The organism is Acidimicrobiales bacterium (assembly GCA_035533595.1).
Taxonomy (GTDB): Bacteria; Actinomycetota; Acidimicrobiia; order Acidimicrobiales; family Bog-793; genus DATLTN01.
This window is the reverse complement of the sequence record DATLTN010000017.1, coordinates 1-23705: the sequence shown is the minus strand read 5'-3', so window position 1 is coordinate 23705 and position 23705 is coordinate 1. Positions and strand designations below refer to the sequence as shown.

Sequence of the window (23705 nt, the reverse complement as noted above, 5' to 3'; positions counted from 1 at the left end):
TCACGGCTCCTCCGAGAGCCGGTGCACGACGACCGCCTCGCGCACGAGCTCGATGCTGCGGTACGGGCCGCGTAGCGCCTGCACCTCCGGGCTCGCCTCGTCGTAGGGCCCGTCGTCGTCGCCGCAGGTGCTGCAGAGCACCTCGAACAGCCCCGTCGTGCCGTGCACCTGCCAGCGGCCCCGCTCGTCGCGGCCGAGGAACTCGGCGGGCTGGGGGCGCCAACGGTTCTGGTGATCGGCGACGGCCATTGCCCGAGACTACGACCTCGCCCGCAGGACATGCCCCGCCGGCGGCCGCTCAGGCGAGCGGCGGGAGCGGTGCCGCGAGCAGCACGGGCGTCGTCGGCTGCACCGAGCCCCCCGCCGGCTCAGAGGTGACCATCAGCATCGACATGCTCGGCGCGACGCGCAGCGCGGCGAAGCCGTGCGGGTCGGCGCCGAGCAGCGAGATCGAGACGAGTCGGCGGCCGACGAGCGCCCACAGCTGGTAGGTGCGCCCCGCAGCGAGGTTGCCGAGCGTCGAGCTCACCCAGTACGCCGCGCCCGAGGGCGCGATCTCGACCACGGCGCGGGCCCCGCTACGCGCCGCGGTGAGGGTCACGGTCTGGTGCGGCCCGAGCGCCGTCGCCGCGACCGCGGGAGCGAGACCGCGCGCGGCGGTCGCCTGCTGCAGGGTGTTCAGCTCGTGGTCGAGGTGCGCGAGCGAGAGGCCGAGGGCGACGAGGACGGCCGCCGCGACGGCGCCGAGAGCGGCGCGTAGCGCCCGCGCCCGCCGGCGGGGGGCGAGCGGGATCGGCGCCGAGAGAAAGCCCGGGGGCGGGGGCGGGGGCGCCTCCTCCTCGGCGGCGACGCGCGCTGCGATCTTCTGCCACAACCCCTCGGGGGCGATCGCGCCGAAGTTGCCGAGGGCGGCGGCGACCTCGCGGTGCGCCCGCAGCTCGCCACGGCAGCGGGGGCAGCCGCGCAGGTGCTCCTCGAGGCGCTCGACCTCGTCGCCCTCGACGGCGTCGAGGGCGTACGCGCCGAGCAGCTCGGCCGCCTCCTCGTGCTCCATCACTCCGGCCATCCTCCCGCCACCATGCCGCTTCCGGCGAGAGCGTCGTGCATCCGCCGCAGGCCGGCGCGGATCCTCCCCTTCACGGTCCCCTCCGGCTCCCCGAGGAGCTCGGCGACCTCGCGGTAGGTGTGGCCGGCGAAGTAGGCGAGCGCGATCGGCCGCTGCTCGTTCTCGGGGAGGGACCTCAGCGCGCTGCGGACGTGCTCGGCGAGGGTGAGGTCCGCGACCTCGCGCTCGAGGTCATAGCCGGCCTCGGCGGTGCGCAACGCGTCCCGGTTCTCCCGGTCGCGGCGCGCCCCCTCAGAGCGGAGGGTGTCGATCGCCCGGCTGTGGCTCGCCGAGAGCAGGAAGGAGCGGAGCGACCCGCGCTCGGGGTCGTAGCGCTCCGGCTGGCGCCACAGGCGGAGGAAGACCTCCTGCACGACCTCCTCGGCGAGGACGGCGTCGTTCAGGAGCCGGCGGGCGAGGCCGAAGACCGCTCCGGCGTGACGGCGGTAGAGCTCGGCGAGGGCGGACTCGTGCCAGCGGGCGACGAGGAGCACGAGGCTCGCGTCGCTCGCGGTGGCGAAATCGTTGCGCACGAAGCTCATACGGAGCGGGCCGGTCCGGCGGATGGCCACCGGCGCGGGCCCGTCGCAGGGCGGTCGTCCCGGCTTGCCGGGACACGGCGCGCGAGGGCACGCGGGCTCGGCACTTCGCAAGTTTCGCAGTTCCCGCATCCGCCGGGCGCGGCCGCCCCGTAGAGGTGACGTCGGGCGCCGCGCCCGCAGCGCCTGGAGGCGCTCGCGGTGTGGGTCCTCGGCGAGGGCCTCGGCGGCGTCGCGAGCGGCTTCGGCGGCCTCGCCTTCGGCTCCCCCGGCCCCGCCCTCCTCTACGCCGCGCTCGCGGCGGTCCTCTTCTGCAGCCTCGGCGGCGACCCGGCGGCGCTCGGCGCGCGCCTCCGCCGGGTGTGGGCCGTCGTCCTCGCGGCGGGGCTCCTCCTCGAGGCGGCCTCGCCCTATCCGGCGTCGCTGCGGCTGCGCGCCGACTACCAGTCGCTCGCCGTCGGCGAGCCGGCCGCGCTCGCCCGCGTCGACCGCGCCCTCGGGGCCTTTACGAGCGGTCACGCGCTCGCCGTGACCCTCGGCCTCCTTGCCGTCGAGCTCACCCTCCTCCTCGCCGTCGCCCGCCCCCTCCCTCAGGCGGCGCTCGCCGCCGTGCTCTGCCTCCTCGGCGCGTTCTGGCTCCTCGGCGAGAACCTCGGCGGCCTCTTCACCGGCTCGGCCAACGACCCCGGCGAGATGCCGCTCCTCGCGCTCGTCGCGGTCGGTGCCTTTCGCGTCGCTCCTCGGTACGCTTTTGGCATGCGAGTTGACCGTCGCCAGTACACCCGGCTCGCACGTCCGGGAACGCCAGTCGCTCCGTAGGAGACGCGTGAGTGCGACGCCCGAGACCGCTCGAAAGAAGTGGCAGGGGCGTAGCCACGCGCTCGACCTCGAGGGCATCGACTTCGCGGCCTTCCGCAGCCGACCCCTCGAGCCCGAGACGCTGCGCGCGCTGCGCTACATGCACGACGTCGAGCACCACACGGTCTGCTACCTACGCGACCTGTTGGTGACGCGCCTGCACCGCGACCCGGCAATGACGACCTTCCTCACGATCTGGGTCTACGAGGAGCACTGGCACGGAGAGGCGATCGGTGAGGTCCTGCAGCTGCACGACGAGCCGGGCAACGAGGCGCGCATCAGCGTCGTCCGCCAGCGCCTCGGCCTGCACGACCGGCTGCGACCGCTCCTCTCCCAGCTCTCGACGGCGGTGCTGCCGACGATGAGCGCGCTGCACCTCGCCTGGGGCGCGGTGAACGAGTGGTCCACACAGGCCGGCTACGCCCGCCTGAGCCAGCTCGCCGACCACCCGGTCCTCTCCGAGCTGCTCTGCCGGATCATGCGCCAGGAGGGTCGCCACATCGACTTCTACCAGCGCGAGGCGTCGCTCCGCCTCGAGGAGAGCCCGCTTGCGCGCCGCCTCACCCGCTCCGCGCTCGCGCACCTCTGGGCGCCCGTCGGCTCGGGGGTGATGCCAAAGAGCGAGGTCGCCTTCCTCGCCGGCTATCTGTTCTGCGGGGTCGACGGGGAGAAGGCGGCGGCGCGCATCGACCGCCAAATCGACCGCCTCCCCGGCCTCGACGGCATGCACCTCGTGAGCCGCGCCGCGGAGCGCCTCGGCCCGCGCGCGCAGCTCGCCTCCTAGACCTCCAGGGCGCCGAACAGCTCCTGCTGACGCGGGTCGTGGCGGAGCGCGCCCCAGTCGACACGCGTGCCGCCGTCACACAGCGGCACCCCCTCGGCGGCGAGCAGCGCCAGCTGTCGCTCGGCGAGGTGCGCGGCGGGGACCCCGCTCGCCATCACCACCCGCTGCCAGGGGACCTCCTCGCCGTGGCGCGAGAGGACCTGTCCCACCTGGCGGGGCGAGGCGCCGGCGGCATCGGCGATCTCGCCGTAGGTGGCGACGCTGCCGGGCGCGAGCGCGTCGACCGCGTCGAGGATCGCGCGCACGAGCTCGCCGGGGCGCGCCCGGGGTCGCCCCCCGTCCTCGGGAAGGTGTCCTGCCACGAGCGCACGGTATCGTGGCCGCGGCCGGTGGTGCGTCATCCACCTCGCCGAGAGGAGCGCCCGATGCCCGTCTCCCCCTCCACCGACGCAGCGGTGCGCCCGCCCACGCTGCGCACCGCCGGCGTCCACCACGTCTCGATCAACGTGAAGGACGTCGGCGAGGCGATCCGCTTCTACACCGAGGTCCTCGGCCTGCCGCTGCGCACGGACCGCCCGGACTTCGCCTTCGGGGGCGCCTGGATCGACGTCGGCGACCAGCAGCTCCACCTCATCGAAGGGGAGGTCCCCGAGGCGCGCGGCCAGCACTTCGCCTTCGCCGTCGAGGACCTCGACGCCGCGGTCGCCGGGCTGCGCGTCGCAGGGATCGAGATCACCGACCCGCGTCCCGTCGGGCCGCGCCGGCAGTCCTTCTTCTCGGACCCCGCCGGCAACTACCTCGAGCTGCTCGAGGTCGGGAGCGGCTGAGCGGCGCGCCCCGTCACAAGCGCGAGCAGCTCCTCGGGGTCGTCGGGGAGGTGCTCGCCCGACCAGACGACGTACTGGTCGGGGCGGACGAGGATGAAGGGCGCCTCGTAGGCGGCACGCGCCTCGTCGCCCGGAGAGCGCACGATCGTGAGCGGCACCGCCGTCGCCCCCGCCGCGGCGGCGAAGGCCGCGACCTTCTCGTCGTCGGGGCCGAGGACGAGAAGGGTGAAGCCCTCGCCCAGCTCCTCGAAGACGTTGCGCCCCGAGCGCAGCAGCTGCGGGGAGAGGTGGTGCCCGGCGAGCGCGGCGTGGCTGTGGCTGCCGCGGATGCTGATCGGCGCCCCCACGTCGCCCGCCACCACCGAGGAGCCCGCGTAGTGCGGCTCGTAGCCCTGCACCCCCGCCCCGGCGTAGCCCTGGGCGCCGCCGCCGCCGGTCATCTCCGCCCACGCGGCCTCGAACGCGGCCGCGTCGCGCTCGGGGCTGAAGGCCTCGAGGAACTCGCGGTCGCGGACGATGCCGTCGGCGATGATCAGCTCGGCCGTCTCGACGAAGATCGGTTGGCGCTCCTCGCTGTAGGAGTCGAGCAGACCCTCGCTCCCCCACCCCTGCAGCGTGGCGGCGAGCTTCCAGCCGAGGTTGGTGGCGTCCTCGAGGCCCGTGTTGAGGCCGAAGGCGCCGTAGGGCGGGTGACTGTGCGCGGCGTCACCGGCGATGAAGGCGCGGCCCTCGCGGTAGCGCTCGGCGACCTCGATGCGCAGCTCCCAGAAGCCGACGTGGTCGATCTCGGCCTTGAAGGAGAAGCCGGCCGCGCGCTCGAGCATCGCCTGGAAGTCGTAGTCCTCGCGCGTCGCGTCGCGCGGCACGGGGCCGTGGAAGAACCACGACTCCCCGACGTCGACGCGGCCGAAGAACTGCCAGACCCCTCCAGCCTCGGGGTCAAGGACGCGATAGGTGGTGAGCTCGGGGAAGTGCGCGAGGCCCTCGTGGAACTCGCGGGATCTGAAGACGAGGAGGCACATCTTCTGGCCGAAGTCCGGGCCGTGACGCTCGATGCCTAGGGTCTCGCGCACGAGCGAGCGGCCGCCGTCGCAGCCGACGAGGTAGTCGCCCTCGAGGACCTCCTCCTCGTAGGGCCAGGTCTCGTCGGCGACGAGGACGCGCACCCCTGCCTCGTCCTGCTCGATCGACTTCGCCACACAGCCGTAGCGGTGGGTGACGTTCTCGAGCGCCGCCGAGCGCTTCCGCAGCACCTCCTCGGTGAGGTACTGGGGGAGGCGCTCGTTGGCCTGGAAGTAGTAGGCGCCGACGAGCTCGCGCCCCGGCGGCGCGTACCAGTACTGCGAGCGCAGGTTCTGGTAGGCCGTCGCGCCGCCGATCGGGTAACCCGGCGGGAGGATGCGCGCCGCGCGCAGCTCGTCGACGCAGTGCCAGAAGTAGAAGTGCTCGAGCGTCCGTTGCGAGAGGTTCTGACCCTTCGGGATGCGCTGGGTGGCGAGGTGGCGCTCGACCACGACGCAGCTGATCCCCCGCTGACCGAGCTCCACCGCGAGCGCGACCCCCACCGGGCCGCCCCCCACGATCACGACCTGATAACGCCGCGCCATCGCCCCTCCTCGTGCCGCATACCCGAAGCGCCGCCTCACGATATCGAGGGTTCGGTGCCGTGGCCTCCCGGCCGCCCCCCACGGGCAGTCGGTAGTCTCTCGACCCAGCCGGCCGAACGGGAGGGGCGATGCAGCGCGACGGTGAGCGAGCGAGCAGCCCGGCCCGCGGCGTGTGCCCGGCGCAGCCGCCGCGCGGCGCCCTGGCCGGGGGCCGCCCGGCGTGACGCTCGCCGAGGAGCTCGGCGCGTTCTTCGCGGAGGCGCGGCCGGAGGAGCTCCCCGCGGTGGCGCGCGAGCACGGCGCGATGGTCGTCGCGAGCACCCTCGCGAGCGCGGCGTGCGGCATCGCGATCGACTCGACGCGAGTGCTTCGGTCCCTAGCCGAGCAGCGCGGCGGGAAGGCGGAGTCCTCGCTGTGGTTCACCGGCGGCCGCCTCCCTGCGGCCGCCGCCGCGCAGGTGAACGCGGTGGCGAGCGACGCCGCGGCCTCCGACGACAGCGACCTGCGCAACATCGTGCACGCCGGGACGCCGGCGACGGCCGTCGCCCTCGCCCTCGGCGAGGCCCGCCACGCCGGCGGCGCGGCGCTCGTCGCCGCGGTCGTCCTCGGCTACGAGGCGGCCGGGCGGATCGCCTCGGCCATCACCCCGGGCTTTCGCCGCCGGGGCTTCCACGGCTCGATCGGGGCCGTCTTCGCCGCCGCCGTCGCCGCCGGGCGGCTGCTCGGCCTCGACCGCCGGCAGATGGCCGAGGCGCTCGGCCTCGCCGCGACCTCGATCGGCGGCCTCACGATGGCCGCGGACACGAGCACCGCGCGCGAGTACCACGCCGGCGCCGCGACCTGGCAGGGAGTGCAGGCCGCGCTCGCCGCCGAGGGGGGCTTCCACGGCGAGCTGAGCGTCTTCGAGGGGCGCGGCGGCTTCTTCTCCTCCTTCGGCGGCGACGACGGCGAACGGGCCGCAGCCGCAGCGCGCGAGGGGCTCGGCGGTGCGTACGACATCGTCACTGACATGGCGATCAAGCTCGGCCCCGGCGCGCACTCCTTCCACGCCATCGCCGAGGCGGCGGCGCTCGCCGCGGCGAAGGGGGGGATCGCCCCCGAGGAGGTCAGCGTGATCGCCGTCGCCCGCCCCGACATGGCCGTCCTCTCCGGCCCGCTGCACCTGACCGACCTCATCTCGATGGCGCACAGCCCGGCCTACTTCGCGGCCGCAGGGGTCGCCGACGGCGGCCTCTCCTGGGCGCACGCGACGCCGGAGAAGATCACTGACGAGCGCATCCACCGCCTCATCGACCGCGTCGCCTTCCTCCCAGACCCCTCCGTCGAGGCCGAAGCCGACCGCTACCGCCAGGGAGCGACGGTGACCGTGAGCGGCGCCGCCAGGAGGGAGGGGCGGGCCACCGTCTACCTCCCGAATGGCGCCGGCGCGCGCGGCATCCGCTGGGCCGACGTCGACGAGAAGTGCCGCGCGCTCCTCCCCGAGGGGGGTCTCACCGGCGCCGCCGTCGAGGCGTGCCTCGAGGACCTGCACGGCCTCGAGTCCCTCGCCGATGTCGCCGTGCTGAGCGCCCTCGTCACCCCTCGGGCGGGCTGAGGCCGACCCCGCGCGCGCCGCTCACGAGGCGCCCGCGGGCGAGGTGCGCGGGCGGAAGTCGAACATCTTCCGCCCGGGGCGGAACGCGAGCGGCGAGCCGCTCCAGCGGTTGCTCCCGACCCCGAAGGTCGCACCCTCCTCGGTCGCGTAGGCGAGCTCCTCGAGGCCGGCGGCGACAAAGACGCTGCGCACCCACTCGCGGAGGTCCGGCGGGCTCGACTGCTTGGTCCAGATCGCCACCGCGCCGGTGGTGGCGAGGTGCCCCAGCTCGGCCACGGTGGCCTCGATCTCGGCCTGGCTGATGCTCCCGAAGACGCCGCACACGAGGAGCACGTGCGCCGGGACGACCGCCGCGTAGGCGTCGGTCAGCGAGGCGTCGCCGGCGAGCACCTGCACGCCGCCGAGGCCGTGGTGCGCTGCCGCCGCGACGGCGCGGGCGGCGAGCTCGGAGCTGCGCTCGACGAGCAGCGCGCGCACGTCGCCGGCGCGAGGGTGGTCGGCGAGCACCTCGATGACGTCGCGGCCCTCGCCGGCGCACATGCTGAGGAGGCGCACCTCCCCCTCCGGGGCACCGTCGAGGGCGGCCCGTAGCTGGCGCTGCACCGTCGCCAGGCGCCGGCTGCGCTCCGAGGTCGGGTCCTCGTAGGCCTCGTGCCAGCGCGCCCAGTAGTCGTCCTCGGACACCGTCGACCTCCCCGTCCACCTTCGATCGCCCCGTCTCGGTGAGGGGCTGTTGTTATCGTGCCCCGGAATGGTCGTCCTCGCGTGGGTGATGGTCGGCGTCGGCGCCGCCGTGCAGGCGATGACGGGCTTCGGCTTCTCGCTCGTCTCGGCGCCCTTCCTCATCGCCAGCTACCACGCGCCCCTCGGCATCGAGATCAATCTCGTGCTCTCGGTGGCGCTCAACGTCATCCTGTTGGCGCGCGGCCACCACCTGGTGACGCGCCGCGCCGCGGGGGCGCTCTTCGTGCCCGCCGCGCTCGCGACCGTGGCCATCGGCCTCGTGCTGAGGGCGAGCGCCGGGGCGGCGTGGACGATCGCTGCCGGGGCGCTCTGCCTCGCCGGCACCCTCGTCGTCTGGTCGGGGATCTCCTTCCCGCGGCTGCGCGGCCCGCTGGCGACGGTCGTCGTCGGCGGGCTGAGCGGTGCGATGAACGTCACCACCGGGGTCGGCGGCCCTCCCGTGGTGCTCTTCGCGGTGAACGCCCGCTGGGAGCCGGCGACGAGCCGGGCGACGATGCAGGCCTACTTCCTCGGCGTGAACGCCGTCGGCCTCGCGATCCTCGGCCCGCCTGCAGAGCTCCCCCTGCCGTTGCTGGCGGCGGTGGTGGTCGGTGCTCCGCTCGGCCTCGCCCTCGCCGGCCGCCTCTCGGTCGCGCGCGTCCGCACGGCCTCGCTCGCCCTCGCCGCGCTCGGCTCGCTCCTCGCGATCGCCCGCGCGCTGTGAGCGCGCCGCCCGGGCCCCCCCGTTTTCGGGTGCCGCCGCCCAGCTCAGCGCCGGGGCGCCCGCCGATGTCCGCGCGGGCGGCGGCGCGGGCTGCAAACTGAGGCATGCGCGCATTTTTGAGGCTCTCGGCCGCGATCCTGGTGGCGATCGCGATCGGCGTCGTCCTCGTCCGCACCCCCCCGGCGCGACCGGCAGCGACACCCGCCCCGGCACCCTCCACGACGACGACGACCCTCCCGAAGGCGAGCCCCCCCGGGCCGCGCTGCCCCCTCACCGACGCCCCCGCGCCGGGGGTGACCAAGGTCCCCGCCCGCCCGGCAGTCGCGGTGAAGGTCGGCAACGAGCCCGACGGCGCCCGACCCCAGAGCGGCCTCAACGAGGCGGACATCGTCTTCGACACGGCGGCCGAGGGCTTCATCATGCGCTACGTCGCCGTCTTCCAGTGCGAGAACGCAGCGAGCATCGGCCCGACCCGCTCGGTGCGCTGGGTCGACTGGAACATGATCGCCCCCGAGCTCAGCCACCCGATCCTCGCCTTCGCGGGCGGTATCGACCCCAACGTGAACGGCCTCGCCGCCGAGCCGTACCTCACCGGCGCCAACCTCCTCGAGGGGGGGCAGGCCGCGGGGACGCGCATCTCCTCGCGGGTGGCGCCCGACAACCTCTACACGAGCACGGCCGCCCTCTATGGCCTCTTCCCCTCGCTACACAACGTCCCGCAGCCGATCTTCGACTTCGGCGCCAAGGTGCCGAGCGACTGGGCGCCCGCCGCCTCGGTGGAGATCGACTTCTCCGGGGGGACCGACGTCGTCTGGAAGTGGAGCCCGAGCGAGCACCAGTGGCTGCACACCTACTCCGGCGCCCCCGACATCGATGTCCTCACGGGCAAGCAGGTGACCACCACCGACGTGGTGATCGAGGAGGTGCCGTACTCGGTCGGCCCCTACAGCGAGCACGGCTGCTGCAGCGGCGACATCGAGAGCAACCTCCTCGGGAGCGGACGCGGCTACGTGCTGCGCGGCGGACGCGCCTTCAGCGTCACCTGGCACCGCCCGAGCGTCAGCGCGAAGACCACCTTCACCGACGCCACGGGCGCCGAGGTGACGCTCGCACCGGGGCGCATCTGGGTGGAGCTCGAGCTCACCGCGCAGGGCGCGCCGGTCGTCACGCCCTGACCTCCGCCCGCGGCGTTGCTCCCGGGCTCGTGTAGGGAAGAGAACAGAAGGACCGAGAGGGGGAGTGGCGATGCGCAAGGACAAGGGCGACGTCGACGCCCGCAACTGGTTCGGCTTCCCGGCACTGTGGGCGGCGCTCACGCCCTGCAGCGGAAGCGGGCGAACGAGCTCGGCGACGACCTGCCGATCGAGAACGAGCCCGCCGAGGCCTCGGCCAGCTACGACCAGTGATTCGCCGCGGCGCACACGCCCGCGCCGAAACTGCGCGACGCCGACTACACGGGCGACTGAGACGGGTCCGGCCCGCTCCGGGAGTGCGCTCAGGCGCCCTCGCCGCTCGGGCCGGCGGGCTGCCAGGAGGAGAGATCGTTGCAACGGGGCAACGTGCCGTTCGCGGCGCGGAACTCCGCGAGCAGCTCCTCCGCCCGTGCCTCGGCGCGCTCGGCGGGGGTCACCTCGACCTTCACCCACGTCGCGCTCGAGGTGCAATCGCTGCTCTTCGCGTGCGCGAGCAGCGTGGCGCGCAGGCTCTCGGTGGCGGCCCCGATGAAGGTCACGATGTTGTACTGCGAGAGCGCGTAGACGCCCGGCTCCTCGGGGGCGTCCTGCGACCCGAGCTGCTCCTTGAACGCGGATCCCTTGCCGGCAATGGACATCGTGCTCCTCCCGACCCTCGAACCTGAGGGTCGACGACCCTCGACGACGAAGCGCACCGAGGTGCCGCTGTCGCCACTTCTTAGCCGCGCGCGCCCCGGCCGTCACGTTGTCGCTCCCGGCCCCGGTGAGGACGGCGGAGTGCGGCCTGGCGCGGGCTGCCGTGCGATGCGCGAGGTCAGGAGGGGTGCCCGTGGCGACGCCCCTCCCCTCCCGTCAGGAGGCCTCTGCGGGAGGCGGCGCCGCGGCGGCGGCAGCGGCGGCGCTGCTCGCGGCCTGCGCGGCCGCCGAGGCGCTCTCGGCGGCCTGCTCGGCGGCGGCGGCGGCGGAGGCCGCCGCAGTGTCCTCCGGAGCCGCCGAGGCAGCGGCGCGCGCCTCGGAGGCCGAGGCCGCCGCGGTCCCCGCCGCGGCGGCGGCCGAGTCCGCAGCTGCCGAGGCGGCCGCGGGGGTGGGTGCCGCGGCGGCGGCGTCGGCGGCGGCGGCCGCTTCCTCCGCGGCGCCCGCGGCGGCGCTCACCGCGGGGGCGATCACGCCGCCGGCCGCGGCGGCGGCCGAGTTCGCCGCCCCGGCGGCGGCGTTCGCGGTCTGGGCGGCGGCGTGGGCCGCTGCTGCGGCGTCAGGTGGGACTGCTGCGTCAGTCATCGGTTTCGACCTCCGGATTGGTGGTGTGCATTTGACAGTGCGCGTACGGTAGCTATCTGCGGCGCTCTGCGCTAGGGGTCGATGCACTGCGCGTGCGAGAGCACTGCCGGGGGCGGCGGCTGGGTATGGACCCGACATCGCAAAGGACCGCCTCCCGGGGCTCGCGAGGCGCCTGCTGCGTCAGGCCGGCAAGGACAGGGTCACGACGAACGCCGCCAGCCTGGCGTTCCACTGGTTCCTCGCCGTCGTCCCGGGCGCGATCGCGCTGATCGGCGCCGCCGACCTCTCGGGCCTCCCGCAAAAGCGCCTGCAGTCCCTGCTGCACGGGATCTCCGTGCTGCTACCCGCCACCACGGCGAAGGTCTTCGAGCAGGCGCTCACCTCGCCCGGGCCACGCAGCTCGAGCGTGCTCGCGCTCGTCTTCGGCGGCCTCGTCTCGCTGTGGGCGAACATCGAGGCGGCCGTCGCCCTGCAGTTCGCGCTCGACATGGCGTACGAGACGTCGGGCGACCGAGGTTTCCTCGCCCGGCGCCTGCGGGCCCTCGCGCTCGTCGGCGTCACCCTCGTCTTCGGCGGCGGGGCCTTCCTCTTGCTCATCGTCGGCGGGCCGCTCGGCTCGCTCCTCGCGCCCGCGGGCGGCTCGTGGTTCCACTTCCTGTGGACGGCACTGCGCTGGGTCGTCGGCGTGGCCTGCGTGGTCGTATTGATCTCGCTGTACGACTACCTCGCGCCGAACCGGGAGGAGCGGCGCTGGCGGCTGCTCAGCGTCGGTGGGGCGGTGAGCACCGCCCTCTGGCTGGGGATCGCCGCCTGCTACTCGGTGTACCTCGACCGCGTCGGGCACACCTCGCGCGCCTACGGCACTTTCGCCGGTGTCATCACCCTGCTCGTCTGGCTCTTCCTCACCGCCGTCGCGATCCTCCTCGGCGCGGAGCTCAATAGGGAGCTCGAACGCTCCCGGCGCTAGCTTCGACCCCCGAAGCAATGCGGGGAGTGCTGGGTGCACGGTGATGACGACGACACGACGAGCGCCGCGGCCGGCGCGCGCCCGTCGTCGACGGTGAGCGCAGCGCGCACCGCGGGGGCCGACAGCGGCCGCGCTCGCGAGCGCCGGGGCCCGTGAGCGAGCCCGGGGCCCTCACCGCGCCGCTCGACGCCGCCTCCCGGGAGGGCGTCGCGCGCCACCTCCCCCGCCTCACCGCGGCGCGTGCCTTCGCCGCGCTCGCCGTCTTCGCCTTCCACGCGAGCCAGCTCTTCCACCTCGCGCTCGGGCCGCTCTCGAGCTTCGGCTACGCGGGCGTCAGCTTCTTCTTCATCCTCTCCGGCTTCGTGCTCACCTGGGGGAGCGGCGCAGCGATCCGCGCGCCGCGCTTCTACGGCCGACGCTTCTCTCGGATCTACCCGGCGTACGCGGTGGTCCTCGTCCTCACCGGGGTGCTCGGTTTCAGCCAGGCGCCCACCCACGAGCTCTCGACGACCCTCTGCGCGGTGCTCCTCGTCCAGGCGTGGCTCCCCAACACCGGCATCTACGCGATCAACCCGCCGGCCTGGTCGCTCAGCGTGGAGGCGGCGTTCTACGCGGCGATGCCGTTCCTCCACGCCGGGCTGCTGAGGCTCGGGCGAGCGCGTCGCTGGTCGGTCGTCCTCGGGTGGTTCCTCGCCTTCGCGACCTTCGTCGCCGTCGCCGCGCACGCGGGCGGCGGCTGGACCTCGACGGCGCTCGCCAACCCGCTCGGCCGCGCCGCGGAGTTCCTCCTCGGGATGCTCGCCGCGTTCGAGCTGCGCGCCGGGCACCGCCTGCGCGTCCTGCCCGCGCTCGCGGTCGCGCTCGGCTCGCTCGCCCTCTGCGCCCTCGCCGGTGGGCCGGTGCCGCTGCCGACGGTCGAGCTCGACCCGCTCTTCGCCGTGGTCATCGTCGTGCTCGCCCAGGCCGACCTCGCGGCGCGCCCCGGCTGGTTCCTCACCGGGCCGACGCTCGCCTACCTCGGGGCCATCTCCTACGAGTTCTACCTGGTGCACCAGTTCGTCCTCGATCGCGTCTCGACGCTGCGGGTCGGCAGGTTCGGGGCCGTCGCCCTCTCGCTCGCGATCGCCCTCCTCGCCTCGTCGCTCCTCTTCGAGCTCGTGCAGCGCCCGCTCGAGGGCTCGCTGCGGCCACCGCGCCGCGCCCTCGCCGGGGCGTTCGGGCTCGTCGGTGCGAGCGCCGCCGTGCTCGTCGCTTTCACGATCCCGAGAGCCGAGCTGCCCGTCCGCACCGCGACCGTCGCGGTCGCGGGGGCGATCAGCGTGCAGGGGGCGCCCGTGGAGCACGTGCACGGCAGCGAGGTCGTCGACTTCTCCGCCGAGGCGGCCTCGGCCAGCGGGACCTTCGCCCTCACGGGCCCGGCGGTGAGCGAGCAGCTCGACGAGGAGACGGTGGGGGCGACCTCGTTCTACCGACTGCGGAGCGGCAGCGCGCCCAGCGCGCCCTGGAGGGCGGTGCCCCTCGTCGCGGGCCTCCCCGGCCGCCCCGACGACGACCCGGCGCACCTCGCCCCCCGGGTGCGCGCCCTCGGCAGCACGGTCGTCGTGGGCCGCCCCCTCGAGGGCACGCGCCGCGGCACGAGGCTGCGGATCACCGTGCAGCTCTCCCGTCTGAGCGGTGGCGAGCTGCGCCAGCTCTCCTTCGCGACCCTCGACGGCGCGCGCACGACGGGGCTCACGATGTGGATGGTCGTCGACGCCGACCACCTCGTCCGCCAGCTGCAGTACCGCGACGAGCTCGCCGACGGGCGCGGGCGGCTGGCGACGGTCACCGCGACCTACACCTTCTCGCACTTCAACGACCCCGCGCCGGTCGTGCGGCCCCCCGCGAGCGCGAGTGACGGGCGGGCCGCCTCCGGCCACGCGCCGGTGATCCCGCTCTTCAACTGAGACGGCTGGCGCCCCGAGCATCGGCCCCGCCCAGACGGCAGGCCGGGGTGCCGCCCGGGAGCCGGTGCCGGTAGCGCACGACGACGCGGTAGACGACGGCCGCCAGCAAGCTGGAGGGCGGGTGGAGGACAAACCAGCCGAGTAGGGCGCGGCCACCGCCACCCGCCTGCAGCGCCCTTCCGACCGCCCGGTGGCCGCGCTCGAGGGCGCCCTCGCGGGTCACCCACCAGGCCGCCTGCGCCGCGTCGTGCGCGCTGAGGCCGAGCGCGCTGAGCGCCTCCTCGCCGAGGAGCTGCCACGGCGCGGCGTGCGCCTCGTCGCGGAAGCGCCGTTCGACAAAGCGGGCCGCCGTCGTGCAGAAGCCGCACTCGCCGTCGAAGACGAGGAGCGGCCCCCGCGGCCCCATGGCCGGGCCGGTCACCGCCGCGACCGCCCCGCAGACGGGTGCGGCCGCCGGCGTGCGCGGATCAGCCGCCGGCCTCGCGCTCGAGGACGATGATCGGGATCCGGCGCTCGGTCTTGTCCTGATAGATCCTGAAGTTCGGCGTCGCCACGCAGCGCTCGGCGAAGAGCCGCTCGCGCTCCTCGCCCCCCGGCTCGATCGCCCTCGCCCCGAACTTCTCCGAGCCGACCTCGACCGTCACCCGCGGCTCGGCGACCAGGTTGTGGTACCAGGCGGGATGCTGCGGGGCACCCCCCGCCGCGGCCGTCACCACGTAGCGGTCGCCGTCCATCGTGTAGATGAGCGGGGAGGTGCGCTCGGCGCCGGTGCGGGCACCGGTCGTCGTCAGCAGCAACAGCGGGCGGCCCTCGAAGTCCCCGGTGACCCGGCCGCCGTTCGCCCGGAACTCCTCGGCCGTCGCGGCGTTGTACTCGAGCGGGTCTGGGATCTCGGCGCGCCGCGGCATGTGCTCCTCCTCGTCCTCGGTTTGCAGTCGACGGTACTCCCCGGGCCCCGTCACGCGGCCCGCCGCCGGCCCGCGGCGGGCCCGCGGCGCCGCGACGCCTCTCCCGGCGGTACCGTGCCCGGCGGGGGTGAGCACGCTGGGCGAGCTGCGGACGGGACAGGACATCGGGGCGCTCGCTGCGCAGCGCCTCCTCATCGGCGGCTTCGGGGCGCGCCTCGGCGGCGACGTCCGCGACAGGACGGCCGCGATCTACGAACCGCGCCACCCGCGCGAGCTCGCCCACCGAGTACTCCGCGACCTCCCCTACGGTCCCCACCGGCTCCAGCGACTCGACCTGCACCTCCCCGAGGAGGGTGTCGAGCAAGGGTCCGTCCTCTGCTACGTGCACGGCGGGGGCTACGTCGGCGGCGACAAGGGCGCCCCGGGGCGCCCCTTCTACGACAACATCGGCCGCTGGGGAGCGGGCGAGGGCTTCGTCGTCGCCAACCTCAACTACCGCCTCGCCCCCGACGACGCCTACCCCGCGGGCGGCGAGGACGTCGCCCTCGCGCTGCACTTCGTCCAGCAGCACGTGGCCGAGCACGGCGCGGACCCGGCCCGCGTCGTCATGATGGGCCACTCGGCGGGGAGCTCCCACGTCGCGACGATGGTCGCGAACCCCGAGCTGTGGCCGGCCGGCACCGCGGCGCCGGCCGGGGCCGTGCTCTCCTCGGGGACCTACGACCCCCTCCTCGGCGGCGACGAGCGCCTCGCCCTGTACTTCGGCGACCGCGAGGCGATGGCGGCGCGCTCGGCCATCCCGGGTCTGTGCGCGACCGACGTCCCCCTCCTCGTGAGCACGACGGAGTTCGACCCGCCGGATCTGCAGGTGCAGGCGCTCTCCCTCTTCACGGCCTTCTTCGAAGCGCACGGGCGACTCCCCCAGCACGTCTTCGCCGACGGGCACAACCACTTCTCGGTGGTCCAGCAGATCGGCACCGCGGACACCTGGTTCAGCGAGCGTCTCGCCCGCTTCATCGTCTCCCCTGCCTCCCCCGGCACCGCGTAGGCGCCCCGCGGCGGGCCGGCGCTCGGCGAGCGCCGCCGGGGCCCTCCGGCATCGTCGGGCTCCGCGAGCGGGAGGAGGCCGATCGGTACTGTCAGGTGATGAGCCAACCGGCACCCTCGACGGACGCAGCGAGCCCATGGGAGCCGCTCGACGCCGCCTACCGCGCCGCGCAGCTCGGCCCGGCCAGCAGCAGGTGGGCCTCGCTCTTGGAGCAGACGATCCTCACCGCTCCCGAACGGCGGCGCCTCCTCGGCGCCGTCGGGGCGCGTGCCGGGTGGCGGGTGCTCGACGTCGGCACCGGCTACGGGCCGATCCCCGTCGAACTCGCCCACCTCGCGGCGCTCGAGGCGATCGGGGTGGACACCGACGAAGAGCTGCTCACGGCCGCGGCCAGCGTCGCCGACGCCCTCGCGGAGAGCGACTTCTTCGCGACGGGCGCCACGGTCTCATTCGCCCCCGGTGACGCCTACGCGCTGCCCTTCGACGCCGGCGAGTTCGACCTCGTCACCGCCCGGCTCGTCTTCCAGCATCTCGCCGACCCCCGCCTCGCCGCGGCCGAGGTCGCGCGCTGCCTCCGCCCCGGTGGCCTCGCCCTCGTCTACGACGTCGACGACGGCCTCTCCGCGAGCTGGCCACCGGCCTCGCCCGAGGTCGCGCTCCTCGATCGCGCCTACGACGCCTACCAGTTGGCGAGCGGTGGTGACCGCGAGGTCGGCCGCAAGCTCTCGAGCTACCTCGCCGACGCCGGCCTCACCGTCCGCCAGGTCCTCGTGCTCCCGCAGGCGGCCCACGAGGATGCCGGCTCCGCCGATGCGGCGCGGTCGGTCAACGAGGCCCGCCACCTCGCGGCGCGCGACGCGATGATCGCCGCCGGGCTCATCGACCGGCCGACCTTCGACCGCTGCCTCGCGGCGAGCGTGCAGGCGGCCGCGGTCGCCCGCTGCCGGATCGAGAGCCAGGTCGTGGTGCTCGCCGGCAAGCCCTGAGCAGGTAGCTCAGCCGGCGCTCGCCAGCCCGCCACCGGTGTCCGCGGTGCCCGTGGAGAGCTCGGCCGTCACCGAGTACAGGCGCGCGCAGTTGTCCCAGAGGACCTTCTGCTTGTCCTCGTCGGCGAGGGGCAGCTCGAGGAAGGTTTCGACGGCCTCGGGGTAGCGCGAGTCGCCGTGCGGGTAGTCGGTCGAGAAGACGAGCTGGTCGGAGCCGAAGTCCTCGATCATGTGCCGCACCGGGAACTCATCGGGCTCCACCGAGACGAAGCACTGACGCCGGAAGTAGTCGCTCGGTCGCATCGTGAGCTCGGTCATCGAGACGTCGCCCTCGAGCTCGTAGCCCTCGTCCATCCGCCACAAAAGCCACGGTGCCCAGGAGCAGTTGGCCTCGAGGAAGGCGACCTTGAGGCGCGGGTGGCGCTCGAGGACCCCCCCGCAGAGGAAGCTCGCGAGGGCGAGCATCTGCTCGAAGGGCTGTCCGTAGATGCGCCGCATGCCGGTGTTCGGGGCGTAGCTCGCGCCGGCGCGCCGGACGCCGCCGCTCACCGCCTCGTGGAAGCCGAGCGGGATGCCGAGCTCGTCGAGCGCCTCCCACAGCGGCTCGTAATAGGGGTCGTGCCAGCTGCGGCCGTTCACCAGGTTGGAGCGCAGGAAGACGGCGCGGAAACCGAGCTCGCGCACGGCCCTCTCGGACTCCGCGACTGCGTCGGCGATGTCGAAGACCGAGATCATCCCGGCACCGAGCAGGCGGCTCGTGTCGGGCTGGCAGAGGTCGAACATCCAGTCGTTGTAGGCGCGCGCGATCGCCGCCGCGAACCGCGGCTCGCGGTTCGGGTCGTCGAGGGCGTGCAGGCCGCGGCTCGGGAAGAGCACCGCCACGTCGATGCCCTCGATGTCCATCGCCTCGAGCTGGCACTCGCTCGTCCAGCCGCGCCTCGCATGGTCGGCGTAGAGCTTCTGGTTGCGCTCGAAGTTGTGGCCACGCAGGTGCCGCTCCTCGGCGGAACGGTCGCCGGTGAAGGCAAGACGGAGGTCGCGCACGTTCTCCGAGGTGAGGCCGCGCGGCGCGAACTGCCGAAACTTCGGGTCGATGTAGCGCTCCCAAAGGTCGGGGGGCTCCATCACGTGCATGTCGCTGTCCATTACCAAGAAGCCGCCCTTGGCCATCTCTGTCCTTCCCCTTCCGTCTGACAACGAGCTCCGCTTCCCCGCCGGAATGCCGGCACGGTTACGGCACCGGTACCGCCACGGAGACCTCGAAGGGGACCTGGGTGGGTCCGACGCCCTCGGTGCGGGTGTTGGTCGCCATGTGGTAGCGGCCCTGCAGCTTGCGTCCGACGAGGCGCTCGCTGCGGATGATCACCGCCACCGAGCGCGAGGGGCCGGGGATCTCCGAGTGCGGGTCGAAGGGTGGCACGAGGTCGACCTGTCCCACCCCGCCGACGTCGGCGGAGCGCAGGCGGATCTCGGCGTGCCCCTCGACGCTCTCGTCGTCGAGGCGGTCGAAGCGCTGGAGGGTCTCGGTCCCCTCGACGAGGCCGTAGAGGACCCATGCGGTCGCGTGGTCGTGGGCGTCGTGGCTGGAGGTGCCGGCACGGGGGCCGGGACGGACGACCGCGTTGACGACGAAGCCGAAGACGGGGTCCTCGTAGAGGAGGAGGTTCTTGTGGCCCTCGGTGGACGGCCAGTCGCGGGCGTGCTGCTGCAGCGTCGGCTCGACGACGAGGGCCTCGAGGACCGGCTTGGCGGCGAGCATCTTGCGCTCGTCGTCGCCCCCCTCCGCCCAGATCGCCCGCAGCTCGCTAAGAAACCCGCTGAAGGCGGGAAGCAACGATTCCACGGGACCTGCCCCCTCTCGCAGTCGACCCGGCAGGATCCGGGGCGCACACCGCTCGTCCGCCGCGACGGACCGCAGGATCGGGCCGCACGTCGGGAGCGTCGCTCATTATCGGCGCCTCTCCGGGTGAACGCCAGGGGGCGCCGTAGCGACGGGCCGGCCCCGGCGCGCGTCGGGGATGGCCAGCGACACCCTCTCCTTCCAACTTTGGCGCATGTCGACCCATGGCCCGTTCTCCGACCACGGCGGACGTCTTCAATGCAATCGCGGAAGCGTACCGCCGCGACATCCTCGACACGCTGATCGCCGGTGAGAAGGCGGTCGGGGCGATCGTGGCCGACCTCTCGCTGTCCCAGCCCCAGGTGTCGAAGCACCTTCGGGTACTGAGTGAGGTGGGGTTCGTCCGGTGCCGTGCGGAGGGGCGCCGCCGCCTGTACCGCCTGGAACCGCAGCACCTTCGGCCGTTGCGCGACTGGCTGGTCAAGTACGAGCAGGCCTGGAACGACCAGATGGATCGGTTGGACGGCTACCTACAGGAGCTACAACAAAGAGGACCTCAGTGACACCCAAGCGCCACGGACGGGTCGTCATCAAATTCCCGGGCGAGCTCGACATTCTCCTCACGCGCGAGTTCGAAGCCCCGATCGCACTCGTCTTCGACGTGATGACGAAGCCGGAGCATGTGCGCCCACTGGTTCGCTCCGTTTGAGGACGGCGATCTCGGTCTGCTCGGGCTGCGACGTGCGGCGAGAGCGCCTCGTCGACGAGGAACCTCACCCGGTGGGGCGAAGCGGGAGCTCCCGTTCCTCGACGGCGGCCGCTGCGTAGCGAAGCGCTTCCGCAATGTCCTCGGAAGAGAGCTGCGGGAAGTCGGCGAGCAGCTGCTCGCTCGTGATTCCCTCAGCAAGCGCGCTGATCAGCGTGGCGACCGGGATTCGCGTGCCGTGGATGCACGGAACGCCCCCCATGACCCGATGATCAACGCTGATCCGCTGGAAGGACATGGGTCGATGGTACAGGCAGAGACGAACCAAACGCCGCCTACAGGTCGACTCGCCGCCACTCGCCCGCGTCAGATTCGCGTCAGAACTCCGAGGGGCGAGCGGCTGGTGCGACCGACGGTCCCCCTCCACCCACTCAAGGGCGGCGCACCCTTCCGACACGCTTGACACGCTTCCAGCTCTGCGCGAGATGCAGTGGGATGCACGATGGATCACACGTGTATTAAGCGGTTTGGGACGGTGCTCGACGGGCGTCGAATACCTCCGCAGTCCAGGCCTAGTTCGTGATCGGTCGCGTGCCGAGATCACTGAACGGGCGCCAGAGATAGCCGTCAGGATCAGCGAGCACGAACTGACGGTTGCCGGCCTCGATTGGTCCCTTTACCTGCCGCCGCCCGCCGGTCTCGGCGACATCAACCCGGTACCAGCGTTCCTCGATCGGCACGACGACGTTCACGTCCGCCGCGACTGCTCGGGCATAAACGTCATCGACGTCCGCGACCAGGAGCTGGACGTTCACGCCGCGACCAAACGGAAGATCGAGCGGCGCGGTGTGAAAGCGCCGCCCGGGACCGGCCGCCTCCTGAATCATCAGCTCCGCGCCATCGCGCTCGAGATACGCGAAACGCTCCTCGGGACGGTCGAGCAGCATTCGGAACTCGAGCACTTCCAGGTAGAAACGCAAGGATGTGACGAGCGAGGTGACATCAAGCTCCGGGACGAGCATCGATCGCGCACCTTTAGTGAGGAGATGCGCAGGGTCCCAGCGTTCACGGACGCGCCGGGTAATGGAGCCAATCCAAGAGCTGGCTGTGCAATACGGCGTTCGAGTACAGACCACCGCCCTGATCACTTGCGGATCCACCGCTTCGATCGGTGAAGCGGCCTCCGGCCTCCTCGACGAGGAGCACCCACGGCGCGTGATCCCAGATGTAAAAGCCCTCGGCCAGGAAGGCATCGATCTCGCCACGCACCAGCTCAACGAGTGGAAGTGGGCTTACCGCCGCGCGAACAGCACTCGGTGGGAGGCGAGCTCTGGACGCGTCGTCCGGGGCGTCAACGCGGCATCAGCGAAGTTCGACGTCGTGCTGACCTCGAGGCGCCGCATCTCGCTCTCCTCACGAGGCCAGGACGACTCGAATGCGCCTCCATCTCGGCTGGCCCACCAGCAGCGCCCGAGCGCCGGAGAGGTCACAGGCGCGACCTCCGTAGAGCCTCGGACCAGCAGCGCAATGTGGATTCGCCAGTTTGGATCACCCCGACTGAAGAACCGAGTGCCATCGATCGGGTCGAGGATCCAGACCCGTTCAGACGAACCCAGCTGACCGAGTTCCTCACCGAGCAATGCGTCGTCGGGCCGCGCCTCAGACAACTTCTCCCGAAGCAAGCGCTCGACGGCCCGGTCGGCCTCGGTCACCGGGGTGCCGTCGGCCTTCAGCGTTGTTGACACGCCAGCCTCGAAATGCGAGAGCGCGAGTTTCGCTGCCTCGTCCGATGCTTCGAACGCGAGTTGTAGGTCGTCAACGCCGTTCATTGCCGCGGACGGTAGCAACTTGGCCCCGCACCACAGGCCTGAGCCGCCAGCCGGCGATCGGGGACGCGGCGGCGGTGCCGCTGGGACATTCCGTCCACGGCATCGTGCTGACGAAGCGGACGTGGCTTCCTACAGAGGGCGGTAGCGAAGCTGAACGACGCCGCTGCTGAATCGGCGCTCGTCGAGCAACTCGAGCTGAGAGCGCGTGCCGGTCGGCAGTGCCGGCTTGCGCCCACCGAGGACGACCGGCCTGATGAACAGGTGGCACTCGTCGACCAGCCCAGCCTTGAAAGCCTGTGAAGCGAGGTTCGGACCTCCCACGATGAGATCGCGGGCGGCCGCGGCCTTCAGGTCGCGTACCGCGCCGGGATCGAAGTGGCGCTCGAGACGGGTGTTGGCGGTTGGCACGGCGGCCAGGGTTGTGGAGTAGACGACCTTGTCCGCCGATTTCCAGACGTTCGCGAAGTCGCTCGAGAGCTCCGACTGTGCAGCCAGGGCAGCGTCGGTTTCCCATACGGCCATCGTGTCGTACAAGCGCCGCCCGTAGAGGTGCGTGCCCACGGACCGCAGGAGGTCAGTGATGAACACGAATACGTCGTCGTCCGGCGCAGCCCAGTCGATGGCGCCGCGTTCGTCCTCGGTGTAGCCGTCGAGGGACACGTTCGACACGTAGATCAGCTTGGCCATTGCCGCTCCTGCACACCGTCGACACCATCTCGACGACCCTGCTGTCCGAACTTAGTGGCGGGGCATTGCGAGGTTTGAGGTGAGGTGGGGCGCGTCGTCGAGGTCCTGGCCCGTCGAACACAGTGGCCTCGGGGCTAAAGCTCTCGCCTGCCCCTAGCCGAGGGCTAGAAGCGATCTTTGACCGTCCCATGGGCGCCGCTCGGTGCGCCACGTCACTGATCAGGGGCACCCGGTGAGTCACGAGGTGGGACTGTTCCGGCCTCTCAGCGACGCACCTTCAGCTGCACAAAGGGTGATGGCCGCGACAAATGCGATGGCGGCCCCCACAACACCGAGATAGGCGCCAGCTCCTCGATGTGTGAACTGCGTGGGCGAAAGAGAGACGTAGACAATCAGCGCGAGCGCAAGATCGACAGCCGTCATCAAGAGGCTGGGAACAGCGACAGCGGAATCAGGCCGATGGGTCTCGAAGTGCCCAATCGCGATCAGGACGATGAGAGCGAGTGCAACGAGGAGCGCCATCAGCGTGGCGACTTTGACGAGGACATCCCCCCGCTGGAACGCCGAAACACCGCCACCAAATTCGATGCTCTGGTCTATCCAGGGCAGGAACAGCGAGATTGCCAGGAGAGACGTCATTGCGAGCGTCGTTGCCTCAAGCGTCGTTCGAATGAGGGACCGCACGGATCAGACGCTACTGAGCGGAGCCCGAGGCGCAGCGGCGCCACCAGCCGGTGGTCTGAGACACCCTCAACATCTGCGCGCTATGGGAGACGATGAACAAAATGGTGAGATGTTCGCGAGATACCTACACCTCGCGAACACCTCACCCATTCCGCACCGCCTCCAATTCGGAAGCGCCCGCGCGGACTACGAGTGATTAACGCAGGTTCCACCGTCACTATTGGAATTTGTTGCATTCGCGCATGTCGTGTTGGACCAGGTGATCTTCTGTAGGTTGGCGCCCTGTGAATTGGCACCCTGCAAGGTTGCGTCCGTGAGGTTTGCGCCTTGCAAATTGGAGCCTTGAAGATTCGCGTAGGACAGATCAGCACCCGTGAGGTTGGCGTTCTGGAGATTTGAACCTGCGAGGTTGTCACCAGTAAAGGAGGCGTTCTCGAAGTTTCCCTTCTGAAGGTTGTCGCCCTTCAAGGTGGCCCCGGCAAAGTTGGTGCCATTCGCACTCACACCTTGCATGTTGACGCCTTGCAGGTTCGCACCGCTGAAGTTGCTGCCGGTCAAGTCGGCCTTTTGGAGATTCGCTCCCTGCAGGTCACAACCAGAGTAGTCACCGGCACGCGTGGCGCCCTGGAGATTGGCCCCGGCAAAGCTCTTTCCACCAGCACAGACAGAGACAGCAGGGAGCATCAAGGTGTCGTAAATCGGCTGATTGTTGAAGTCCTGGCCGACGGCAGTGCACACGGTGCCCTTGCAGCTAACGCCGTAGAAGTAGCCGCCTCCGCCAGTTGAGCCGGAGACCTCGGTCACTGCGCCCCAGACACCGCTGGTCTCGGTAGCGTAGAACGGCATTCCGTTGGCATCCTTGCCAGCGGCGG

31 protein-coding genes are annotated in these 23705 nt (G+C 72.2%); 12 read left to right on the top strand and 19 right to left on the bottom strand.

The genetic code is table 11. The features are described 5' to 3' along the window. The 3 genes from VNF07_02805 to VNF07_02795 are packed head-to-tail and all read right to left on the bottom strand — an operon-like array spanning position 1 to position 1638. A complete protein-coding gene (locus tag VNF07_02805; protein ID HVB05162.1) occupies positions 1 to 249 on the bottom strand; it encodes a hypothetical protein in 249 nt (82 codons plus the stop codon). A 49-nt stretch (positions 250 to 298) separates the two neighbouring features. Next, the gene (locus VNF07_02800; GenBank protein ID HVB05161.1) at positions 299 to 1066 is read right to left on the bottom strand and encodes an anti-sigma factor; all 768 of its coding nucleotides are present in this window, start codon (positions 1064 to 1066) and stop codon (positions 299 to 301) included. Further along, a complete protein-coding gene (locus tag VNF07_02795) occupies positions 1054 to 1638 on the bottom strand; it encodes a sigma-70 family RNA polymerase sigma factor (GenBank protein ID HVB05160.1) in 585 nt (194 codons plus the stop codon). The genes VNF07_02800 and VNF07_02795 overlap by 13 nt, the downstream gene beginning before the upstream one ends. Positions 1639 to 1845: 207 nt before the next feature. Here VNF07_02795 and VNF07_02790 point away from each other — a divergent pair, with 207 nt between their 5' ends. Both VNF07_02790 and VNF07_02785 read left to right on the top strand, forming a co-directional pair. Next, entirely contained in the window at positions 1846 to 2463 is a 618-nt protein-coding gene (locus VNF07_02790) for a hypothetical protein (protein HVB05159.1), read from the top strand. A 7-nt stretch (positions 2464 to 2470) separates the two neighbouring features. Continuing rightward, complete coding sequence (locus VNF07_02785) at positions 2471 to 3286, top strand: hypothetical protein (protein HVB05158.1); 816 nt, start codon at positions 2471 to 2473, stop codon at positions 3284 to 3286. Here the strand turns inward: VNF07_02785 and VNF07_02780 are convergent. Continuing rightward, positions 3283 to 3648 carry an MGMT family protein gene (locus VNF07_02780; protein ID HVB05157.1) on the bottom strand — a complete coding sequence of 122 codons (366 nt, stop codon included), beginning with the start codon at positions 3646 to 3648 and terminating at the stop codon, positions 3283 to 3285. The genes VNF07_02785 and VNF07_02780 overlap by 4 nt on opposite strands. A gap of 63 nt (positions 3649 to 3711) precedes the next feature. On the opposite strand from VNF07_02780, the gene VNF07_02775 reads away from it, so the two are divergent. Then, complete coding sequence (locus VNF07_02775; GenBank protein HVB05156.1) at positions 3712 to 4113, top strand: VOC family protein; 402 nt, start codon at positions 3712 to 3714, stop codon at positions 4111 to 4113. On the opposite strand, the gene VNF07_02770 is transcribed toward VNF07_02775, so the two are convergent. Beyond that, on the bottom strand, positions 4080 to 5720 hold the full coding sequence (locus tag VNF07_02770) for an FAD-dependent monooxygenase (GenBank protein ID HVB05155.1): 1641 nt from the start codon (positions 5718 to 5720) through the stop codon (positions 4080 to 4082). The two genes, VNF07_02775 and VNF07_02770, sit on opposite strands and share 34 nt — an antisense overlap. A gap of 220 nt (positions 5721 to 5940) precedes the next feature. On the opposite strand from VNF07_02770, the gene VNF07_02765 reads away from it, so the two are divergent. After that, on the top strand, positions 5941 to 7314 hold the full coding sequence (locus VNF07_02765) for an MmgE/PrpD family protein (GenBank protein HVB05154.1): 1374 nt from the start codon (positions 5941 to 5943) through the stop codon (positions 7312 to 7314). A gap of 21 nt (positions 7315 to 7335) precedes the next feature. On the opposite strand, the gene VNF07_02760 is transcribed toward VNF07_02765, so the two are convergent. Continuing rightward, positions 7336 to 7998: a class I SAM-dependent methyltransferase family protein gene (locus VNF07_02760; protein HVB05153.1), complete on the bottom strand. Its 663-nt coding sequence runs from the start codon at positions 7996 to 7998 to the stop codon at positions 7336 to 7338. A gap of 67 nt (positions 7999 to 8065) precedes the next feature. Between VNF07_02760 and VNF07_02755 the strand changes: the two genes are divergently transcribed. Both VNF07_02755 and VNF07_02750 read left to right on the top strand, forming a co-directional pair. Further along, positions 8066 to 8761, top strand: a complete 696-nt coding sequence (locus tag VNF07_02755; protein HVB05152.1) for a sulfite exporter TauE/SafE family protein — start codon at positions 8066 to 8068, stop codon at positions 8759 to 8761. Positions 8762 to 8865: 104 nt separating this feature from the next. Then, positions 8866 to 9936, top strand: coding sequence for a DUF3048 domain-containing protein (locus VNF07_02750; GenBank protein ID HVB05151.1), 1071 nt, complete (start codon positions 8866 to 8868; stop codon positions 9934 to 9936). A 320-nt stretch (positions 9937 to 10256) separates the two neighbouring features. On the opposite strand, the gene VNF07_02745 is transcribed toward VNF07_02750, so the two are convergent. Both VNF07_02745 and VNF07_02740 read right to left on the bottom strand, forming a co-directional pair. Further along, complete coding sequence (locus VNF07_02745; GenBank protein ID HVB05150.1) at positions 10257 to 10592, bottom strand: hypothetical protein; 336 nt, start codon at positions 10590 to 10592, stop codon at positions 10257 to 10259. A 214-nt stretch (positions 10593 to 10806) separates the two neighbouring features. Next, positions 10807 to 11232, bottom strand: coding sequence for a hypothetical protein (locus VNF07_02740; protein HVB05149.1), 426 nt, complete (start codon positions 11230 to 11232; stop codon positions 10807 to 10809). A gap of 103 nt (positions 11233 to 11335) precedes the next feature. On the opposite strand from VNF07_02740, the gene VNF07_02735 reads away from it, so the two are divergent. Both VNF07_02735 and VNF07_02730 read left to right on the top strand, forming a co-directional pair. Next, the gene (locus tag VNF07_02735) at positions 11336 to 12199 is read left to right on the top strand and encodes a YihY/virulence factor BrkB family protein (protein ID HVB05148.1); all 864 of its coding nucleotides are present in this window, start codon (positions 11336 to 11338) and stop codon (positions 12197 to 12199) included. Positions 12200 to 12351: 152 nt separating this feature from the next. After that, a complete protein-coding gene (locus VNF07_02730) occupies positions 12352 to 14145 on the top strand; it encodes an acyltransferase (GenBank protein ID HVB05147.1) in 1794 nt (597 codons plus the stop codon). Here the strand turns inward: VNF07_02730 and VNF07_02725 are convergent. Together VNF07_02725 and VNF07_02720 are read right to left on the bottom strand one after the other, a co-directional pair. Beyond that, positions 14138 to 14566 carry a DCC1-like thiol-disulfide oxidoreductase family protein gene (locus tag VNF07_02725; GenBank protein HVB05146.1) on the bottom strand — a complete coding sequence of 143 codons (429 nt, stop codon included), beginning with the start codon at positions 14564 to 14566 and terminating at the stop codon, positions 14138 to 14140. The genes VNF07_02730 and VNF07_02725 overlap by 8 nt on opposite strands. 46 nt (positions 14567 to 14612) lie before the next feature. Then, positions 14613 to 15053: a nitroreductase family deazaflavin-dependent oxidoreductase gene (locus VNF07_02720; GenBank protein HVB05145.1), complete on the bottom strand. Its 441-nt coding sequence runs from the start codon at positions 15051 to 15053 to the stop codon at positions 14613 to 14615. A 127-nt stretch (positions 15054 to 15180) separates the two neighbouring features. Between VNF07_02720 and VNF07_02715 the strand changes: the two genes are divergently transcribed. Continuing rightward, the gene (locus tag VNF07_02715; GenBank protein ID HVB05144.1) at positions 15181 to 16101 is read left to right on the top strand and encodes an alpha/beta hydrolase; all 921 of its coding nucleotides are present in this window, start codon (positions 15181 to 15183) and stop codon (positions 16099 to 16101) included. Positions 16102 to 16199: 98 nt separating this feature from the next. Continuing rightward, a complete protein-coding gene (locus VNF07_02710; GenBank protein ID HVB05143.1) occupies positions 16200 to 17087 on the top strand; it encodes a methyltransferase domain-containing protein in 888 nt (295 codons plus the stop codon). A 9-nt stretch (positions 17088 to 17096) separates the two neighbouring features. Here the strand turns inward: VNF07_02710 and VNF07_02705 are convergent, their stop codons facing one another. Further along, a complete protein-coding gene (locus tag VNF07_02705) occupies positions 17097 to 18257 on the bottom strand; it encodes an amidohydrolase family protein (protein HVB05142.1) in 1161 nt (386 codons plus the stop codon). A gap of 61 nt (positions 18258 to 18318) precedes the next feature. Beyond that, a complete protein-coding gene (locus tag VNF07_02700; protein ID HVB05141.1) occupies positions 18319 to 18930 on the bottom strand; it encodes a hypothetical protein in 612 nt (203 codons plus the stop codon). A 221-nt stretch (positions 18931 to 19151) separates the two neighbouring features. On the opposite strand from VNF07_02700, the gene VNF07_02695 reads away from it, so the two are divergent. Further along, positions 19152 to 19490 carry a metalloregulator ArsR/SmtB family transcription factor gene (locus VNF07_02695; GenBank protein ID HVB05140.1) on the top strand — a complete coding sequence of 113 codons (339 nt, stop codon included), beginning with the start codon at positions 19152 to 19154 and terminating at the stop codon, positions 19488 to 19490. Then, a complete protein-coding gene (locus VNF07_02690; protein HVB05139.1) occupies positions 19487 to 19636 on the top strand; it encodes a hypothetical protein in 150 nt (49 codons plus the stop codon). Before VNF07_02695 ends, VNF07_02690 begins: the two co-directional genes overlap by 4 nt. Positions 19637 to 19700: 64 nt before the next feature. Here VNF07_02690 and VNF07_02685 read toward each other — a convergent pair whose 3' ends face one another. The 7 genes from VNF07_02685 to VNF07_02655 form a co-directional block, all read right to left on the bottom strand. Next, complete coding sequence (locus tag VNF07_02685; GenBank protein ID HVB05138.1) at positions 19701 to 19931, bottom strand: DUF433 domain-containing protein; 231 nt, start codon at positions 19929 to 19931, stop codon at positions 19701 to 19703. Positions 19932 to 20205: 274 nt separating this feature from the next. Next, entirely contained in the window at positions 20206 to 20655 is a 450-nt protein-coding gene (locus tag VNF07_02680; GenBank protein HVB05137.1) for a VOC family protein, read from the bottom strand. Positions 20656 to 20698: 43 nt separating this feature from the next. Further along, positions 20699 to 20902: an inositol monophosphatase family protein gene (locus VNF07_02675; protein ID HVB05136.1), complete on the bottom strand. Its 204-nt coding sequence runs from the start codon at positions 20900 to 20902 to the stop codon at positions 20699 to 20701. Between the two features lie 23 nt (positions 20903 to 20925). Continuing rightward, positions 20926 to 21462: an inositol monophosphatase family protein gene (locus VNF07_02670; protein ID HVB05135.1), complete on the bottom strand. Its 537-nt coding sequence runs from the start codon at positions 21460 to 21462 to the stop codon at positions 20926 to 20928. A 129-nt stretch (positions 21463 to 21591) separates the two neighbouring features. Continuing rightward, positions 21592 to 22149: a dihydrofolate reductase family protein gene (locus tag VNF07_02665; GenBank protein ID HVB05134.1), complete on the bottom strand. Its 558-nt coding sequence runs from the start codon at positions 22147 to 22149 to the stop codon at positions 21592 to 21594. Between the two features lie 237 nt (positions 22150 to 22386). After that, the gene (locus VNF07_02660) at positions 22387 to 22833 is read right to left on the bottom strand and encodes a hypothetical protein (protein HVB05133.1); all 447 of its coding nucleotides are present in this window, start codon (positions 22831 to 22833) and stop codon (positions 22387 to 22389) included. 186 nt (positions 22834 to 23019) lie between these two features. Continuing rightward, on the bottom strand, positions 23020 to 23705 hold a 686-nt coding region (locus VNF07_02655; GenBank protein HVB05132.1), incomplete at its 5' end, for a pentapeptide repeat-containing protein.